Raw genomic sequence first — 16587 nt, 5'->3', positions numbered from 1 at the left:
TCAGCGGGGGGCGCGCACCCGCAGCCCGTCGAACGCCACGGTGGCGACGATGTCGGCCATCGCGTCGGCGCCGACCCCGCCGCGTGGGCGGTACCACTCGACCAGCGAGTTCACCATGCCGAACAGCAGGCGGGCCGAGGTCGCGGGGTCGACGTCGGGACGCAGGTCGCCGTCGGCGGCGGCCTTGCTCACCAGATCGGCGACGATCTGGTCGAACTCCCGCCGCCGGGCGAGCGCGTCGCGCTCCACCTGGCTGTTGCCGCGCACCCGAAGCAGCAGGGTCACGAACGGCAACTGCTCGACCAGTACCCGCACGCTGGCCCGCACCAGGTGTTCCAGCTTGTCGATGGCCCGGCCCTCGACGTCGTCGAGCTTGCCCGCCTCGGCGAACAACGCGTCCAGACCACGGTTCACGGCGAGGCTGAGGAGTTCGTCCTTGCTGCGCACGTGGTGGTAGATGGCCGACTTGGTGATGCCGAGCTTGCGGGAGAGGTCCTCCATGCTCGTGCCGTCGTAGCCGCGCTCGTTGAACAGCTCGACCGCCACCGCGAGCAGCGACTCCAGGTCGTAGCCGGGCCTGCCCCGCCGGGCGGCCCTTCTCGGCGGTGTGTCGGTCATGGCTCCATTATCCCCGGCTCGTTCCGGCGGTCGGTCGTTGGTCGACGACTCGCTTGAGTTTGCCCACGGAGCGTTCGAGCGTTTCCGGGTCGACGATCTCCACGCCGACGCTGACCCCGACGCCGTCCTTCACGCGAGCGGTGATCTCGGCCGCGGCGGCGGCGCGCCGGTCGGCGGAGGCGCCGGAGTCGGCCTCCACCACCACGGTCAGGTGGTCCATGCGGTCCTTGTGGCTCAGCCGGATCTGGAAGTGCGGGGCGAGGCCGTCCGTGCCGAGCACGATCTCCTCGATCTGGGTGGGGAAGACGTTGACGCCCCGCAGGATGATCATGTCGTCGCTGCGTCCGGTGACCTTGTCCATCCGCCGGAAGGCCGGGCGTGCGGTGCCGGGTCGCAGTGCGGTGAGGTCGCGGGTGCGGTACCGGATGACCGGCATGGCCTGTTTGGTGAGCGAGGTGAACACGAGCTCGCCGGTCTCGCCGTCGGCGAGCACGTTCTCGTCGAGGGGGTCGACGATCTCGGGGTAGAAGTGGTCCTCCCAGACGTGCAGGCCGTCCTTGGTCTCGACGCACTCCTGCGCGACCCCGGGCCCCATCACCTCGGACAGCCCGTAGATGTCCACCGCGTCGAGGTTCGTCCGTTGCTCGATCTCGTGGCGCATCCGCTCGGTCCACGGCTCGGCGCCGAAGATGCCGACCCTCAGGGAGGTGGTGCGCGGGTCGATGCCCTGACGTTCGAACTCGTCGAGCAACGTGAGCATGTACGACGGGGTGACCATGATGACCTCGGGCCGCAGGTCGGTGATCAGCCGCACCTGGCGTGCGGTCATGCCGCCGGAGGCGGGGACCACCGTGCAGCCGAGTTTCTCGGCGCCGTAGTGGGCGCCGAGTCCGCCGGTGAACAGGCCGTAACCGTAGGCGACGTGCACCGTGTCTCCCGGGCGCCCGCCCGCGGCGTGGATCGATCGGGCGACCACGGTCGCCCACGTGTCGAGGTCCGCCTCCGTGTAGCCGACGACGGTGGGGATGCCGGTGGTGCCGCTCGAGGCGTGGATCCGCCTCACCCGGTCCCTGGGGACGGCGAACATGCCGTACGGATAGTTGTCGCGCAGGTCCTGCTTGGTGGTGAACGGGAACTTCGCGAGGTCGTCGAGCTGCCTGCAGTCGTCGGGATGGACTCCGGCCTCGTCGAACTTCCTGCGGTAGAACGGCACGTTGGTGTAGGCGTGCCGAAGAGTCCACTGGAGACGTTCGAGTTGCAGAGCGCGCAGTTCGTCCGTTCCGAGCCGCTCGGCGGGGGACAGTTCGTCCGGGGCCGGTGCGCGGCCGAGACGCCGGAGGTGGGGCACGTCGCTGTGCGTGGTGGTCATGCCGGAACTCCTCGGAGGTTTTCAGATCTTCCCGACCGTGCGGCTGCGGCCCCGGAACTCGGCGATCACCTCGCGCCCCTGGGGCGTCTCGCGGTGCACGGTGACGTCGTAGATCCCGTTGCGGCCGTAGCGGGTGCGTTCCTCGGCGGTGGCGACCAGCTCGTCGCCGAGCCGGGCACTGGCGACGAAGGAGATGTCGGCGCCCGCCGCGACCGTCACCGGGCCGTGGCTGTTGCAGGCACACGCGAACGTGGTGTCGGCCAGGAGGAACACGTATCCGCCGTGAGCGATGCCGTGGCCGTTGACCATCTGCTCGGTCACCCGCATGCGTGCGACGGCGTGTCCGTCCCACGCCTTCAGGACGGTGATCCCCAGCGTGGCCGACGCGACGTCGGCGTCGAGCATGGCCTTGGCCGCGTCCGTGATCTCGGGTTCCGGTTCCACCACGGCTTGCCCCACCGCCTTGCTGACTGACCGAATGGACGGTAAATAAGGTGGCCTCAGTAAAGCCAGCGGGTGTTCGGGTGTCAAGAGGCGGGAGGACGTTGTGGACGGCGAGATGGCGGTGACGATGCCCGGTGTGGTCGGGGTGATCGGTGGTGGCCGGATGGGCGCGGGTATCGCGCAGGTGTTCGCCGCCGGAGGGGCGACGGTGTCCGTCGTGGAAAGTGACGACTCCGCGGTCGCCGCCGCCAGGCAACGGATCGCCGACGGCCTGGCCAAGGCCGCCGAGCGTGGGAAGCTGGCCGAGGAACCGGAGGTGGTGCTCGGCCGCGTGACCGTGTTCGCGGACCTCGCGCGGTTGTCCCCGAACGCGGACCTCGTCGTCGAGGCGGTACCCGAGCGGGCCGAGGCCAAGGTGGACGTGTTGACCCGGGCCGAGTCCGTGGTCTCCGAGAACACCGTCCTGGCCAGCAACACGAGTTCGCTGTCCATCGCGGAACTGGGCGCGGCACTACGTGGGCCTGGGCGCTTCCTCGGTATGCACTTCTTCAATCCGGTCCCGGCCTCCAAGCTCGTCGAGGTGGTGACCGCGCCCGCCACGCGCGAGTCCGTGACCGGCCTGGTGCGGGGATGGGTACGGGCCCTGGGCAAGACGGACGTCGTCGTGCGCGATTCGCCGGGATTCGCGACGAGCAGGCTCGGCGTGCTGCTGGGACTGGAGGCCATCCGAATGCTGGAGGAGGGCGTCGCCGACGCCAAAGCCATCGACGACGCCATGGAGCTCGGCTACCGCCATCCGATGGGGCCGCTGCGTTCCACCGACCTCGTGGGGCTCGACGTGCGGCTCGCGATCGCCGAACACCTGCACTCCACGCTGGGTGAGCGGTTCGCGCCGCCGAAGCTGCTGCGCGACAAGGTCGCCGCGGGCGAACTCGGGCGCAAGAGCGGGCGCGGCTTCTACGACTGGAGCTGAGTGGACGTCGCTGTTCCTTCCCAGAACGGCGGCTCCGCGCTACCATGACTTCCTGAACGGTCGGTTGGTAATTCGAGGAGGCTCGATGGGTACGCAGGCGACGCCACCGATGTCGTCGACGCGACTGCTGCGCAGCTACGTCAGCGGAGGCTGGCACACCGCCGCCGACGAGGGTGCGCCCCTGCGCGACGCCGTGACGGGCGAGGAAGTCGCGCGCATCTCCTCGGCGGGCATCGACATGGGCGCCGCGCTGGAACACGGCAGGCGCGTGGGCGGCCCCGCGTTGCGTGAGCTGACCTTCCACCAACGTGCCGCGCTGCTGAAGGCGCTGGCCTCGTACCTGCGGGAACACCGCGACGAGCTGTACGCGTTGTCGGCGAGGACCGGCGCCACCCGGGGCGACTCGAAGTTCGACGTCGACGGCGGCATCGGCGTGCTGTTCTCCTACGCGAGCAAGGGCAGGCGCGAACTGCCGAACGACACCGTGTACCTCGACGGGCCGGTAGAGCCGCTGGGCAAGGGCGGCACGTTCGTCGGGCGCCACGTCTGCACGCCGCTGCGCGGGGTCGCCGTGCAGATCAACGCGTTCAACTTCCCCGTGTGGGGGCCGCTGGAGAAGTTCGCGCCCGCGTTCCTCGCCGGAGTGCCGAGCCTGGTCAAGCCGGCCAGCCAGACGGCCTACCTCACCGAGAAGCTCGTGGAGCTGATGCTCGGCTCGGAACTGCTGCCCGAAGGCACCCTCCAACTCGTGTGCGGCAGCGCGGGTGACCTGCTGGACCACGTCACCGGCCAGGATCTCGTGTCCTTCACCGGTTCGGCGGCCACGGCCCAGCGGTTGCGGGCGCACCCGGCGATCGTGCGCGGTGCCGTGCGGTTCAACGCCGAGGCCGACTCGCTCAACTGCTCGATCCTCGGCCCCGACGCCACGCCCGGCACGGCCGAGTTCGACCTCTACGTGAAGCAACTGGTCACCGAGATGACCGTCAAGGCGGGGCAGAAGTGCACCGCCATCCGCCGCGCTTTCGTGCCCGCCGAGCTGCTCGACGACGTGCAACAGGCGGTCTGCGAGCGGCTGGAGCGGGTCAGCGTGGGCGACCCGTCGAACCCCGAGGTGCGCATGGGTGCGCTGGCCAGTCTCGAACAGCGCGAGGAGGTCCGCCGGTCGCTGAAGGCACTGCGCGACGCCGGCCGCATCGTCTTCGGAGACCCCGAGCACGTCGACGTCGTGGGCGCCGATCCGGAGCGCGGGGCGTTCCTGTCGCCGGTGCTGCTGCGAGCCGACGACCCCGACCGTGCCGAGCCCCACGAGGTGGAGGCGTTCGGCCCGGTGTCGACCCTGCTGCCCTACACCTCCGTCGAGCAGGTGGTGGAGCTGGCGGCTCGCGGCCAGGGCAGCCTGGTCGGGTCAGTCGTCACCGGTGACACGGAGTTCGCGCGGGACGTCGTGCTCGGGGCCGCGCCCTGGCACGGGAGGCTGCTCGTGCTCGACGCCGACGACGCGCAGGAGTCCACAGGACACGGCTCGCCGCTGCCGATGCTCGTGCACGGCGGTCCGGGACGCGCGGGTGGTGGCGAGGAGATGGGTGGCATCCGCGGGGTACTGCACCACATGCAGCGCACGGCCGTTCAGGGCAGCCCGGAGGTGCTCACCGCGGTGGGCAACGCCTGGGTGCCGGGCGCACCGAGGTCGGAGGGAGTCCACCCGTTCCGCAAGTCCCTGGCCGAACTCCGGATCGGCGACTCGGTGGTGGCCGGCCCGCGCACCGTGACCGACGCCGACGTCGCGCACTTCGCGGAGTTCACCGGCGACACCTTCTACGCCCACACCGACGAGGCCGCCGCCGAGGCGAACCCGCTGTTCGGCGGCATCGTCGCCCACGGCTATCTCGTCGTGTCGTTCGCGGCGGGCCTGTTCGTGTCACCCGAGCCGGGCCCGGTGCTCGCGAACTACGGCCTGGAGAACCTCCGCTTCCTCACCCCGGTCAAGCCGGGTGACGCGTTGACGGTGACGTTGACCTGCAAACAGATCACGCCACGGGAGAACGCCGACTACGGCGAGGTGCGGTGGGACACCGACGTCACCAACGCCGACGGCGAGTCGGTGGCCAAGTACGACGTGCTCACGCTGGTCGCGAAGGAGAACGAGCGGTGAATCTGGAAGAGCACTTCGAGCGGACGGTCCGGAAGGACCAGCGCATCGAGCCGAGGGACTGGATGCCCGACGCCTATCGCGCCACGCTCGTCCGCATGATCGCGCAGCACGCGCACTCCGAGATCATCGGTATGCAGCCGGAGGGCAACTGGATCACGCGCGCACCGTCGTTGCGCCGCAAGGCGATCCTGCTCGCTAAGGTGCAGGACGAGGCCGGGCACGGGCTCTACCTCTACTCCGCCGCCGAGACGCTGGGTGTCGACCGGGGCGAGCTGACCGAGAAGCTCGTCTCGGGCAGACAGAAGTACTCCTCGATCTTCAACTACCCCACGTTGACGTTCGCCGACGTCGGCGTGATCGGGTGGCTGGTGGACGGCGCCGCGATCTGCAACCAGGTGCCGCTGTGTCGCAGCAGCTACGGGCCATACGCACGCGCGATGATCCGCATCTGCAAGGAGGAGTCGTTCCACCAGCGGCAGGGCTACGAGCTGCTGATGACGATGATGAAGGGCACCGAGGCGCAGCGCCGCATGGTCCAGGACGCCACCGACCGCTGGTGGTGGCCTTCGCTGATGATGTTCGGCCCGCCCGACGCCGACTCGTCCCACACCGAGCGGTCGATGGCGTGGAAGATCAAGCGCCACACCAACGACGAGCTGCGGCAGAAGTTCGTCGACATGACCGTGCCGCAGGCCGAGGCGTTGGGCGTCACCCTGCCGGATCCCGACCTGCGGTGGAACGCGCAGCGCGGGCACTACGACTTCGGCGAGATCGACTGGGCCGAGTTCAAACGCGTCCTCTCGGGCAACGGGCCGTGCAACGCCCAGCGCGCGGCGCGACGCCGTGCCGCGCACGAGAACGGTGCCTGGGTACGCGAAGCCGCCGCGGCACACGCGGCGAAGCGGACGGAGAGGAAGGTGGCGGCGGCATGAGCGGCGAGCGGCCGGACGAGCGGCCGGACCGGTGGCCACTGTACGAGGTCTTCGTGCGCGGCAAGCGGGGACTCAACCACGTGCACGTCGGCTCGCTGCACGCGGCGGACCCCGAGATGGCCCTGCGCAACGCCCGCGACCTCTACACGCGACGCAACGAGGGCGTCAGCATCTGGGTGGTCAGGGCCACGGACATCACCGCCTCCAGCCCCGACGAGAAGGACCCGTTCTTCGCGCCCTCGGCCGACAAGGTGTACCGGCACCCGACGTTCTACGACATCCCCGACGACGTTCCCCACATGTGAGCGGGTGAGCACATGTCCTTCGACAACGCCTACGAGGCGCTGACCGAGGCCGGCGATCCCCGCTGGGCCTTCGGCACCGGGTTCGCCGACCCCCTGTCCGGAGTGGACACCACGGTGCCCGCCGAGGTGAGCCCGGCGGACCTCGCCGAGTACTGCCTCATGCTCGGAGACGACGCGCTGATCCTCTCCCACCGGTTGCAGGAGTGGTGCACCAACGCGCCCGAGCTGGAGGACGAGGTCGCCATCGCCAACATCGCGCTGGACCTGCTCGGCCAGGCGCGCCTCCTGCTCACGCGAGCCGGTGCGGCGGAGGAGGCCGCGACGGGCAGCGGGCGCGGCGAGGACGAACTCGCGTTCTTCCGCGCCGAGCACGAGTTCCGCAACGTGCGGCTGGCCGAACTGCCGCGCGGCGACTTCGGCGAGTTCGTCGCCCGGCTGCTGGTGTTCTCCACGTGGCGGCTCGCGGTGTTCCAGCGGTTGTGCGCGTCCCGGGACCCGGTGCTCGCGGCCGTCGCCGCCAAGTCGGTCAAGGAACTGACCTACCACCGCGACTACGCGGCCCAGTGGGCCGTCCGTCTCGGCGACGGCACGGAGTTCTCCCACGAGCGGATGCGTGCGGGACTGGAGAGTGTCTGGCCGTACGTCGACGAGCTGTTCACCGCCCACGAGGTCGAAAGCCGCCTGGCGGAGGCGGGAGTCGGCGTCGACCCGGCCCGGGCGCGGGATGAGTTCGACGACGTCCTGACGCAGGTGTTCCGCGCCGCCACTCTCGACGCGCCCGACGTCCCCGGCGTGCCCGGCGTGTCGGGTCGGACCGGGCGGCACGGCGTCCACACCGAGGCCCTCGGCTACCTGCTCGCCGAGCTGCAGAGCATCGCCCGCGCCCATCCGGACGCGACATGGTGACCGCGACGCGCACCGCCCGAGAGGTGGCGGAGACGGTGACCGATCCCGAGCTGCCGATGCTCACGCTCGCCGATCTCGGCGTGCTCCGGGAGGTGCGTGAGGAGGACGGCCGGGTCGTCGTGTCGATCACGCCGACCTACACCGGCTGCCCCGCCATGGACACCATGCGCGACGACCTCGTGCACGCCCTGCGGGAAGCCGGGTTCGCCGACGTGGAGGTGCGTACCGTCCTGCACCCGGCGTGGTCCTCGGACTGGATCACCGAGGAGGGGCGCCGCAAGCTCGCGGAGGCGGGGATCGCCCCGCCGGGGAACGCGTCCCGAAGGTCGGGGCCCGTCCCGCTGACGCTCACCCCGCCCGCATCGAGGGTGTGCTGCCCGCAGTGCGGTTCTCCCGACACCGAGGAGATGTCGCGCTTCGGCGCCACCGCGTGCAAGGCGCTGCGCCGATGCCGCACCTGCCACGAGCCGTTCGAGCACGTCAAGGAGATCTGAGTTGACGTCGACCGCAAGCCCGAAGCCCCGGCTGCGCGGGGAGTTCCACACCCTCACCGTCGCCGACGTCACCAGGCTGTGCGACGACGCGGTGGCCATCACCTTCGACGTTCCCGAGGACCTGGCCGCCTCGTACGCCTTCCGGGCCGGGCAGTCCCTGACCCTGCGGCGCACGATCGACGGACGCGACGAGCGACGGTCGTACTCCATTTGCGCTCCGGAGGGAGAGGCACCGCGCATCGGGGTGCGGGAGGTGCCCGACGGGGTGTTCTCCACGTGGCTCGTGCGGCAGGTGCGTCCGGGTGACGAGATCGAGGTCGGCACGCCCACGGGCACGTTCAGCCCCGACCTCGCGGCATCCGGCCACCACGTGCTGATCGCCGCGGGCTCGGGGATCACGCCGATGCTGTCCATCGCGGCGACCGTGCTGCGTGACCCGGCGTCCACGGTGACCCTGCTGTACGGCAACCGGCGCACCGACACGGTGATGTTCGCCGACGAGCTCGCCGACCTGAAGGACCGCTACCTCGACCGGCTCGAACTCGTGCACGTGCTCTCGCGGGAGCCGCGCGAGGCGGAGCTGTTCACCGGACGGCTGGACCCGGCGAAGCTGGACGCGTTGCGGCCGGTGCTCGGCGACTTCTCACGCGTGGACCACTGGTGGCTGTGCGGGCCGTTCGAGCTGGTCGCCACGGCGAAGGAGCGGCTGCGCGAGGCCGGTGTGCCCGCCGACCGCATTCACCAGGAACTGTTCTTCGTCGACGACGTCCCCCCCGCGCCCGTGCGGCACCGGGACGCGGCGGTCGAAGGCCTCACCAGCGAGGTCACCGTGGTGCTCGACGGACGATCGACGACGGTGACGCTGTCCCGGGAGACCTCGCTCCTCGAAGGTGCCCAGCGGGTCCGGCCCGACCTGCCGTTCGCGTGCAAGGGCGGGGTCTGTGGCACCTGCCGGGCCCGGGTCACCGACGGGAAGGTGGACATGCGCCGCAACTTCGCGCTGGAGGCTGCCGAGGTCGAGCGGGGATTCGTGCTGACCTGCCAGTCGCTACCGGTGTCGGAATCCCTGGTCGTGGACTACGACGCCTGAGCGGAACGCGCGCGAGGGAGGGCCTCGTGTCGACCAGTCGGCGTGCGTGACGGCCGTCGAGTACCGACGATGGCTGTGGATGGCTGTGGATGCGGGTGCCGCTGAGAGGATACGAAGGTGCTGGAAACGGAACACCGGCCCTCGGACTCGCCCTACATCGCGCGGGTGTGGCGCGGCCGCGGCGCGGGAGTCGAGCGCATGACGTCGGTGGCGACGTCGCACTGGGAGTTCGTCGTGTGGACCCACCGCGGCCGGGTCCACGCCGCCGTCCGCGGCCCGGAGACCGTCGCCACCGTGGCCGACGTGCCCGACGGGTCGGAGTCGTTCGGCATCAGCTTCACCCACGGCACGTCGCTGCCGCACGTGGCGATGGCGCGCCTCGTCGACGCCCAACTCGACTCCCCGCACGTGACGTCGCGCGCCGTCGTGTTCGGCGACGAGGAGCGGCCGCTGCCCACGTTCGACACCGCCGAGCAGTTCGTGCGGCGGCTCGCGGCTGACGGTGCGCTCGTGCGCGACCCCGTCGTGGCCGACGCCGTGGCGGGCGGAACACCACGACTCGGCTCGCGGTCGGTGCAGCGTCGGGTGGCGGCGGCCACCGGCCTCACCCTCGGTGCGATCCGGCAGATCGACCGGGCCCGGCAGGCCGCGATCCTCCTTCAGGAGGGCGCCGCACCCCTCGACGTCGTGCACCGGCTCGGCTACTACGACCAGCCACACCTCGCCCGAGCCCTGAAACGTTTCGTCGGCCGGACGGCCACGCAGCTGAGGCGGGGGACGATCGCCGAACCACTGTCGCTTCTGTACAAGACGGAAAGCTGAGGGCGCCCTAGCCTGTCCGCGACACAATCGAGGGAACGAGGAACATGGGCAGGATCATCGCGAACTTCTTCATCTCGCTCGACGGGGTGGTCGAGGCACCGGACGAGTGGCACTTCCCGTACTTCGACGACGAGATGGGTGCCGTGGTGGGCGCGGGCATGGACACGAACAAGGCGTTCCTGATGGGCCGCACGCTCTACGAGGAGTGGGCCGCGTACTGGCCGAACAGCACCGACGAGCCGTTCGCGACTTTCTTCAACACCATGCCGAAGTACGTGGTCTCGGGCTCGCTGACGAACCCGTCGTGGGCCAACACGACGGTGCTCCCGGGGGACGTCGACGCCGTGCGGCGGCTGAAGGAGGAGATCGCGGGCGACATCGGTATGTCGGGCAGCGCCACCACCGTGCGGTGGCTTCTCGCCAACGGGCTGCTCGACGAACTGCGACTCCTCGTGCACCCGATCGTCGTGGGGCACGGCGCACGCCTGTTCGAGAACACCGACACCCACAAGCTCGCCCTCGCTGACAGCGGCACTCTCTCGTCCGGTGTGCTCAACCTGACGTACGTACCGGCTGACTGAAAGCCAGCTCCGTTCCGCCGGGCAGGTGGGATTGGGCTGTTCAGGTGGGCCTGCGCTCGATGCGTCCAGCCCCTCCGGTGGCCTGCCGATGTCTGAGGTGCGCCAGATGAACAACGGCACTTCGGACACCGGAAATCCGAGGGGTGGTACGCATGCCGCACGTCGTCTTCCACGTCAGCGGGCACCCGGACGACGTGTTGCTGTTCAAGGGGGAGATGCTCCACAACGACCTGCAATGGCCGGACGTGAAGGTGGTCAGCGTCGTGACCACCGCCGGGGACGCGGGCCGTGTCGACGACTGGTGGTGGGCACGCGAACACGGCCTCGTGGACTCCCTGCGCGTGGGGAAACGGGAGGACTTCACACCGATCCCGATCACGGTCGGTGGGCACACCGTGATGTGTTACCGCGCCGGTAGCTGGCGCGCCTGGTTCCTCCGTCTCCCCGACGGCAACGTCGACGGCAGCGGGTTCGCCTCGACCGGCTTCCAGAGCCTGCCGAAACTGCGAGACGGGCAGCTTTCGGGCATGGACAGTCTCCCCACCGCGGCGATTCCCGCGCAGCACTACTCCTCGTGGGCCGACGTGGTGCGGACGCTACGGGCCATCGTCTCGCTGGAGCGGCGAGGCGCGACCAACCCGCACCCCTGGGTGAACGCCTCCGACTACAACCGTGCCCGAAACCCCGAGGACCATCCCGACCACTACGCGACCGCCGACGCTCTGCGGAGTTTCCTCGGGCAGGACGGCTGCAACCGCGCCTGGTGGGTCTCCTACGACACGGCCGACCGTCCGGCGAACCTGTCGGGGACGACGCTGGCGAACAAGCGAAGGCTCTACTACGACGGCTACGTCGACCTCACCACGAGGATCATGGGTCGCAAGCCGCCGGAGTGCGATGCCGAATGGAACCGCTGGGGCGCCAGGGACTACTGGCGTGAGGAGACGGTGTAGCGCGCAGGCGTCGACACCGGGCCGGTGAGTGGGCTCAGCCGTTCCGGTATTCCTGTTCCCCGGCGTAGAGCAGGCCGGTGCGCCGCAGTACGACCCACTGCTCGCCGGGCCGGTCCAGCACCACCGGGTACCACCTCGGTTCCAGCGCACCGACCAGTTCGGCTCCCCGCTCGATCAACGAACTCACGGCGGGTTCGCCCACGACGATCAGAGCCGACCAGTCGACGTGCGCCATGAGGTAGTCCTCCGTGACGCCGAACTGGTCGTTCAACAGCGTGACGACGTCGTGCCCGGTGTCCGGGCCCGACCGAACATCGCTGACGTCCGGCACCTCGTCCGTCTCCGGGAGTCCCTCGACCCGGTCGGGAGTGCTGTTCCCTGCCTCGTCGAATTCGTCGCCCTCGTTCTCGTCCTCGTCGTCCTCGTCGTCCTCGTCGTAGTCACCCCGTTGCTCGCTCCACACGTGCTTGTCGAGTCTGCCGATCTGCCAGGAGAGCTCCCATGCCTGGTCGTCGGAGAGAATCAACGTGACCGTACGTCCGTCGACGAGCGTGAATGTCAGCTCGGCCTCGGGAGAGTCGTTGGTGCCGGGTTCGGCCTGGACTTCGCCCGCGACCTCCCCGACGAGCATGGAGTCGGCGGGACTCTCGCGGCCCGTCCCGAACGACGGAAGGTTCGCGGCCATGTCCACCACGCACCGTGCGGCGGTCCAGAAGCTGGTCCTGTCGTGGAAGTCCGTGCGGCTGCTCGTGAGAGTCCTCCCGATTCCCAGTGGCTCGGTCCGGGCTTTGATGTCGCCGGAGCCTGACTCGTTGTCCCAGGTCGCGAAGACGGTGACGTTGTTGGCGAGGCGCTTGCGGTAGTTCTCGACGTGGCCGTGCCGGGCGAGTTCCCAGCCGTTCACGTTCTCGGGCCAGTCGTCGTCGTTCACTGGGAGTGTCCTTTCCAGCCGCGACGGACAGGGCTCGCGGCGGCCGCATGCATCGGAAAACACCTATGGGACGTGCGCTTCCGAAACCCCGTTCCCACGGTGAGGAAAACGGTCTTAGGACTGTGGTGTCCGCCGGACCTGTCCGGTCACTCCGGAAGCAAGAAGGTTGTGGGAAGCACAACGGAACCGGTGGTGCGTCAAGGGCTACCGGCGCGAGGTAGTGGCCAGCCGTTTCGACTCTCGGCACCCGGGTAGGCCTTCGTGCACGGTGCATCCGCCGTATCGGCGTAGACCCGCCTGGAGAGTGTCCCGATGGTCGATCGAGGTTCGCCACGGTTCCCGGTTCCCGGTTCCGTGGCGCGGGAGGTGGGTGGGGTACCGGTGCGCGGTGACGAGACCACCCCGACCGATGCGCGCGCACGCGACCTGACACGCACAGCGGCATTGCTGGCCGCGGTGATCCTGCAGACAGTGGCCGGGTCGATCGGCGGCAGCGGAGCGTGGGGGGAACCGGTGGGATCGGTGGCGAGGTCGTACCCCACCGTGCTGTTGCCTGGCGGAGGTGCCTTCTCGATCTGGAGCCTCGTCTACGCCCTCGGTATCGCGTTGGCGGTACGTGCCGCGCTCCCTCGGCAGCGGCAGCGGGACGTGCACCGCAGCGTCGGCTGGTGGCTCGTCGCGGCCGGTGGGCTGAACGCGGCCTGGGTCGTCGCGTTCACGCAGCGGTGGTTCGTGCTCGCTCAAGCGATCATCATCGCGCTGCTCGTCGTGCTCTGCCTCGCGTTGGTGCGCCTGACGAGCCGGCCGGCCACGGGGTGGGCCGATCGGCTTCTCCTGCACACGCCGGTCGGTGTCTACGCGGGTTGGGTCACGGTGGCGACCGTGACCGGCGCGGCGACCACCGGTGCGGCGCTCGGTGCCAGGTTCTCCTCGACCGTGGCCGTGGCCCTCGCGGTGCCGGTCGTGCTCGGTGCGGCGGGGATCGCCGCGCTCGCCGCGGTCCGCCTCCGTCCGGCGGCAGGCTTCGTCGCCGCTGTGGTGTGGGGCTTCGCGTGGATCGCGGTCGCAACCCCGGCGTGGGCGGTGGCCGCGGCGGCGGCCGCGGGGGCGCTGTCCGTTCTCGTCGCGGCGGGCTGGTCGTTCCGGCACGACGTCGACGGGGCGAGGGCGGCGTGGGGATAGAGCCCTGGCCCGGCCCGCACGCCACATGGCGGATTCGTTCCTGGGAACGCCTGGGCGGGATCGTGCCCCGTCCGACGTCGCGACTGCGGTACACGACGTAGGGCCGGGTGAGGTGACCCAGCGGCATCCAGAAGACGTACGGGCTCGGGCGTGGGGGGTGCCCAGGGAAAACGGGGTTGTCAGCGGGGCGCTACACTGAGTGCGTGAGCACCGGCTTCCTGCTCCTTACCAAGCCGTGCTGAGACGACCTTCTCAGCACGGCGACCCCTCGCGCGCGAGGGGTTTTTTCGTTTCCGGAGCAGCAGGCACGAACCGATTGCACGAACCGACCGAGGTGGGGCGAGCATGGTGAGCGACGGGGACGACTTCGACCCGAAGACCATCGACGAGCGGTGGCAGAGGGTCTGGCGCGAGGAGCGGTCGTGGGAGGTGTCCAACACCGCCCCCGCCGAGCGGACCGCCTACCTGCTCGAGATGCTGCCCTACACCAGCGGTGAACCGCACGTCGGTCACCTGAAGAACTACGCGGTGGGAGACGCGGTCGCCCACTTCCTGCGCCGCCGTGGCTACTACGTGCTGCACCCGATGGGCTACGACGCCTTCGGTCTGCCCGCGGAGAACCACGCCATCCGCACGGGCAAGCACCCGCGGCTGTCCACCGACGAGTCGATCGCCGCCTTCCGGGAGCAGTTCGAGCGGTGGGGCATCTCGATCGACTGGACCCGGGAGATCGCCACCCACCAGCCGGAGTACTACCGCTGGACACAGTGGATCTTCCTCCAGCTGTTCCGCGCGGGGCTCGCCTACCGTCGTGAGGCCGCGGTGAACTGGTGTCCGAAGGACGCCACGGTGCTGGCGAACGAACAGGTCGTCGGCGGGCAGTGCGAGCGGTGCGGCACCCTGGTGGAGCAGCGGCAGCTGGAACAGTGGTTCTTCGGCATCACGGCCTACGCCGACCGCCTGCTCGACGACCTGGACGGGCTGGACTGGCCCGCGCACGTGAAGATGATGCAGCGCAACTGGATCGGCCGGTCCGAAGGGGCCACCGTCCGGTTCGCCACCGACGCCGAGCCGATCGAGGTCTTCACCACGCGGCCGGACACGCTGTTCGGCGCCACGTACCTGGTGCTCGCGCCCGAACATCCGCTGGTCGACGCGCTCGTCGCCGACAGCTGGCCCGCCGACGTCGACAGCCGCTGGACCCAGGGAGCGTCGACTCCCGCCGAAGCCGTCGCCGCCTACCGTGCCGCCGCGGCCCTGAAGACGGAGCTGGACCGCCAGGAGAGCAAGGAGAAGACCGGGGTCTTCACCGGCGCCTACGCCACCAACCCGGTCAACGGCGCCAAGATCCCGGTGTTCGTCGCCGACTACGTGCTGATGGGCTACGGCACGGGCGCGATCATGGCCGTGCCAGGGCAGGACCAGCGCGACTGGGACTTCGCCGCCGAGTTCGGCCTGCCGGTGATCCGCACCGTGCAGCCGGCCGAGGGCTTCGACGGTGAGGCGTACACGGGCGACGGCCCCGCCGTCAACTCGGGCTTCCTCGACGGCCTCGGGGTCGACGAGGCGAAGCGGACGATCATCTCGTGGCTGGAGGAGAACGGTCACGGTGCCCCGACGGTGACCTACAAGCTGCGTGACTGGCTGCTGTCGCGCCAGCGCTACTGGGGTTGCCCGATCCCGATCGTCTACTGTGACTCCTGCGGCGTGGTGCCCGTGCCGGAGGAGTCGCTGCCGGTGGAGCTGCCCGACGTGCGCGACTACGCCCCGAAGGGCTCCTCGCCGTTGGCCACCGCCGAGGAGTGGGTCGCCACCACGTGCCCGGAGTGCTCCGGGCCCGCGCGGCGCGAGACCGACACGATGGACACGTTCGTCGACTCGTCCTGGTACTACCTGCGGTACTGCGACCCGAGGAACACCGAGGCGGCGTGGGACGCGCAGGCGGTCGGCCGTTGGATGCCGATCAACCAGTACATCGGCGGCGTCGAGCACGCGATCCTGCACCTGCTGTACTCGCGTTTCCTGGTGAAGGCCCTGGCCGACCTCGGTCACCTGCCGGTGCAGGAACCGTTCGGTGCCCTGTTCACCCAGGGCATGATCACCCGCAACGGCGCGAAGATGTCGAAGTCCAAGGGGAACACGGTGTCCCCTCGGGAGATCATCGACAGGTACGGCGCCGACACCGCCCGCTGCTACGTGCTGTTCATGGGTCCGCCCGACCAGGGCGCGGACTGGTCGGACACCGGCGTGGAGGGCGTGTACCGGTTCCTGCGGCGGCTGTTCCGCTTCACCACGCAGGTCGCAGGCACCGACGCGGCGGTCATCGGAGCCTCCCCGGACCCGGACCGCGACCTGGCTTTGCGGCGCAAGATCGCGTGGGCGATCCGGAAGGTCACCGACGACATGTCGGGCAAGTTCGCCTTCAACACCGCGATCGCCGCCCTGATGGAGCTCACCAACGACGTCAGCAAGGCGTTGCAGGACGGCATCGACCGTGAGACGGCGGCGTTCGCGCTGAGCACCACCGCGTCGCTGCTGCTGCCGTTCGCGCCCCACACGGCGAGCGAGTGCTACCACCGACTCACCGGCGAACACGTCTGGAAGCAGCCGTGGCCGGAGCCGGACGAGGAGCTGCTGCGCACTGAGACCGTGGAGCTGGCCTGCCAGGTCAACGGCAAGGTCCGGGCCCGGATCACCGTCCCGCAGGACGCCTCCGATGAGGTCGTCCGCGAGACGGCGCTGGGCCTGGACGAGATCCGGGCGGCGGTGGGCGACCGGTCGGTCAAGCGTGTCGTGGTGGTGCCGGGCCGCCTGGTCAACATCGTCGTCGGCTGA

16 protein-coding genes are annotated in these 16587 nt (G+C 69.9%); 12 read left to right on the top strand and 4 right to left on the bottom strand.

The window, feature by feature from the left end; all coding sequences use genetic code 11:
• Genes SACCYDRAFT_RS17220 through paaI form a run of 3 tightly spaced genes read right to left on the bottom strand, consistent with a single transcriptional unit; the run spans window position 1 to window position 2392 of the window.
• Window positions 1-618 carry a TetR/AcrR family transcriptional regulator gene (locus SACCYDRAFT_RS17220; protein ID WP_005458114.1) on the bottom strand — a complete coding sequence of 206 codons (618 nt, stop codon included), beginning with the start codon at window positions 616-618 and terminating at the stop codon, window positions 1-3.
• A 7-nt stretch (window positions 619-625) separates the two neighbouring features.
• Window positions 626-1987 (bottom strand): phenylacetate--CoA ligase PaaK, encoded by a 1362-nt coding sequence (gene paaK, locus SACCYDRAFT_RS17215; protein WP_005458113.1) that lies wholly within the window; start codon window positions 1985-1987, stop codon window positions 626-628.
• Window positions 1988-2008: 21 nt separating this feature from the next.
• Window positions 2009-2392, bottom strand: coding sequence for a hydroxyphenylacetyl-CoA thioesterase PaaI (gene paaI / locus SACCYDRAFT_RS17210; RefSeq protein ID WP_043537364.1), 384 nt, complete (start codon window positions 2390-2392; stop codon window positions 2009-2011).
• Window positions 2393-2546: 154 nt separating this feature from the next.
• On the opposite strand from paaI, the gene SACCYDRAFT_RS17205 reads away from it, so the two are divergent.
• From SACCYDRAFT_RS17205 to SACCYDRAFT_RS17160, 10 genes are all read left to right on the top strand, one after another.
• Window positions 2547-3404 carry a 3-hydroxyacyl-CoA dehydrogenase family protein gene (locus SACCYDRAFT_RS17205; protein WP_198285034.1) on the top strand — a complete coding sequence of 286 codons (858 nt, stop codon included), beginning with the start codon at window positions 2547-2549 and terminating at the stop codon, window positions 3402-3404.
• 85 nt (window positions 3405-3489) lie between these two features.
• Entirely contained in the window at window positions 3490-5556 is a 2067-nt protein-coding gene (gene paaZ, locus SACCYDRAFT_RS17200; RefSeq protein WP_005458110.1) for a phenylacetic acid degradation bifunctional protein PaaZ, read from the top strand.
• On the top strand, window positions 5553-6488 hold the full coding sequence (gene paaA / locus SACCYDRAFT_RS17195; RefSeq protein WP_005458109.1) for a 1,2-phenylacetyl-CoA epoxidase subunit PaaA: 936 nt from the start codon (window positions 5553-5555) through the stop codon (window positions 6486-6488). The genes paaZ and paaA overlap by 4 nt, the downstream gene beginning before the upstream one ends.
• Complete coding sequence (gene paaB / locus SACCYDRAFT_RS17190) at window positions 6485-6793, top strand: 1,2-phenylacetyl-CoA epoxidase subunit PaaB (protein ID WP_005458108.1); 309 nt, start codon at window positions 6485-6487, stop codon at window positions 6791-6793. Before paaA ends, paaB begins: the two co-directional genes overlap by 4 nt.
• Before the next feature lie 12 nt (window positions 6794-6805).
• The gene (gene paaC / locus SACCYDRAFT_RS17185) at window positions 6806-7699 is read left to right on the top strand and encodes a 1,2-phenylacetyl-CoA epoxidase subunit PaaC (protein WP_005458106.1); all 894 of its coding nucleotides are present in this window, start codon (window positions 6806-6808) and stop codon (window positions 7697-7699) included.
• Complete coding sequence (paaD, locus tag SACCYDRAFT_RS17180; protein ID WP_005458105.1) at window positions 7693-8193, top strand: 1,2-phenylacetyl-CoA epoxidase subunit PaaD; 501 nt, start codon at window positions 7693-7695, stop codon at window positions 8191-8193. Before paaC ends, paaD begins: the two co-directional genes overlap by 7 nt.
• A 1-nt stretch (window position 8194) precedes the next feature.
• A complete protein-coding gene (paaE, locus tag SACCYDRAFT_RS17175; RefSeq protein ID WP_005458104.1) occupies window positions 8195-9283 on the top strand; it encodes a 1,2-phenylacetyl-CoA epoxidase subunit PaaE in 1089 nt (362 codons plus the stop codon).
• A gap of 117 nt (window positions 9284-9400) precedes the next feature.
• Window positions 9401-10105 carry a helix-turn-helix domain-containing protein gene (locus SACCYDRAFT_RS17170; protein ID WP_005458103.1) on the top strand — a complete coding sequence of 235 codons (705 nt, stop codon included), beginning with the start codon at window positions 9401-9403 and terminating at the stop codon, window positions 10103-10105.
• A 44-nt stretch (window positions 10106-10149) separates the two neighbouring features.
• Window positions 10150-10686 (top strand): dihydrofolate reductase family protein, encoded by a 537-nt coding sequence (locus SACCYDRAFT_RS17165; protein ID WP_005458102.1) that lies wholly within the window; start codon window positions 10150-10152, stop codon window positions 10684-10686.
• A gap of 152 nt (window positions 10687-10838) precedes the next feature.
• Complete coding sequence (locus SACCYDRAFT_RS17160; RefSeq protein ID WP_005458099.1) at window positions 10839-11639, top strand: PIG-L family deacetylase; 801 nt, start codon at window positions 10839-10841, stop codon at window positions 11637-11639.
• Window positions 11640-11673: 34 nt separating this feature from the next.
• Here SACCYDRAFT_RS17160 and SACCYDRAFT_RS17155 read toward each other — a convergent pair whose 3' ends face one another.
• The gene (locus SACCYDRAFT_RS17155) at window positions 11674-12570 is read right to left on the bottom strand and encodes a hypothetical protein (RefSeq protein ID WP_005458096.1); all 897 of its coding nucleotides are present in this window, start codon (window positions 12568-12570) and stop codon (window positions 11674-11676) included.
• Window positions 12571-12882: 312 nt separating this feature from the next.
• Between SACCYDRAFT_RS17155 and SACCYDRAFT_RS17150 the strand changes: the two genes are divergently transcribed.
• Both SACCYDRAFT_RS17150 and leuS read left to right on the top strand, forming a co-directional pair.
• Window positions 12883-13752, top strand: coding sequence for a tryptophan-rich sensory protein (locus SACCYDRAFT_RS17150; protein ID WP_005458095.1), 870 nt, complete (start codon window positions 12883-12885; stop codon window positions 13750-13752).
• A 345-nt stretch (window positions 13753-14097) separates the two neighbouring features.
• Window positions 14098-16587 carry a leucine--tRNA ligase gene (gene leuS, locus SACCYDRAFT_RS17145; RefSeq protein ID WP_005458094.1) on the top strand — a complete coding sequence of 830 codons (2490 nt, stop codon included), beginning with the start codon at window positions 14098-14100 and terminating at the stop codon, window positions 16585-16587.

This window comes from Saccharomonospora cyanea NA-134, assembly GCF_000244975.1.
Taxonomy (GTDB): Bacteria; Actinomycetota; Actinomycetes; order Mycobacteriales; family Pseudonocardiaceae; genus Saccharomonospora; species Saccharomonospora cyanea.
This window is presented reverse-complemented; position numbering and strand designations above follow the sequence as displayed.

Coding starts and splice junctions, on each gene's coding strand:
- SACCYDRAFT_RS17160 (WP_005458099.1), top strand. CDS start 10,839: ATGCCGCACGTCGTCTTCCACGTCAGCGGGCACCCGGACGACGTGTTG.
- SACCYDRAFT_RS17205 (WP_198285034.1), top strand. CDS start 2,547: ATGGCGGTGACGATGCCCGGTGTGGTCGGGGTGATCGGTGGTGGCCGG.
- SACCYDRAFT_RS17165 (WP_005458102.1), top strand. CDS start 10,150: ATGGGCAGGATCATCGCGAACTTCTTCATCTCGCTCGACGGGGTGGTC.
- paaI (WP_043537364.1), bottom strand. CDS start 2,392: ATGCTCGACGCCGACGTCGCGTCGGCCACGCTGGGGATCACCGTCCTG.
- SACCYDRAFT_RS17150 (WP_005458095.1), top strand. CDS start 12,883: ATGGTCGATCGAGGTTCGCCACGGTTCCCGGTTCCCGGTTCCGTGGCG.
- paaB (WP_005458108.1), top strand. CDS start 6,485: ATGAGCGGCGAGCGGCCGGACGAGCGGCCGGACCGGTGGCCACTGTAC.
- paaZ (WP_005458110.1), top strand. CDS start 3,490: ATGGGTACGCAGGCGACGCCACCGATGTCGTCGACGCGACTGCTGCGC.
- SACCYDRAFT_RS17220 (WP_005458114.1), bottom strand. CDS start 618: ATGACCGACACACCGCCGAGAAGGGCCGCCCGGCGGGGCAGGCCCGGC.
- paaC (WP_005458106.1), top strand. CDS start 6,806: ATGTCCTTCGACAACGCCTACGAGGCGCTGACCGAGGCCGGCGATCCC.
- leuS (WP_005458094.1), top strand. CDS start 14,098: ATGGTGAGCGACGGGGACGACTTCGACCCGAAGACCATCGACGAGCGG.
- paaD (WP_005458105.1), top strand. CDS start 7,693: ATGGTGACCGCGACGCGCACCGCCCGAGAGGTGGCGGAGACGGTGACC.
- paaK (WP_005458113.1), bottom strand. CDS start 1,987: ATGACCACCACGCACAGCGACGTGCCCCACCTCCGGCGTCTCGGCCGC.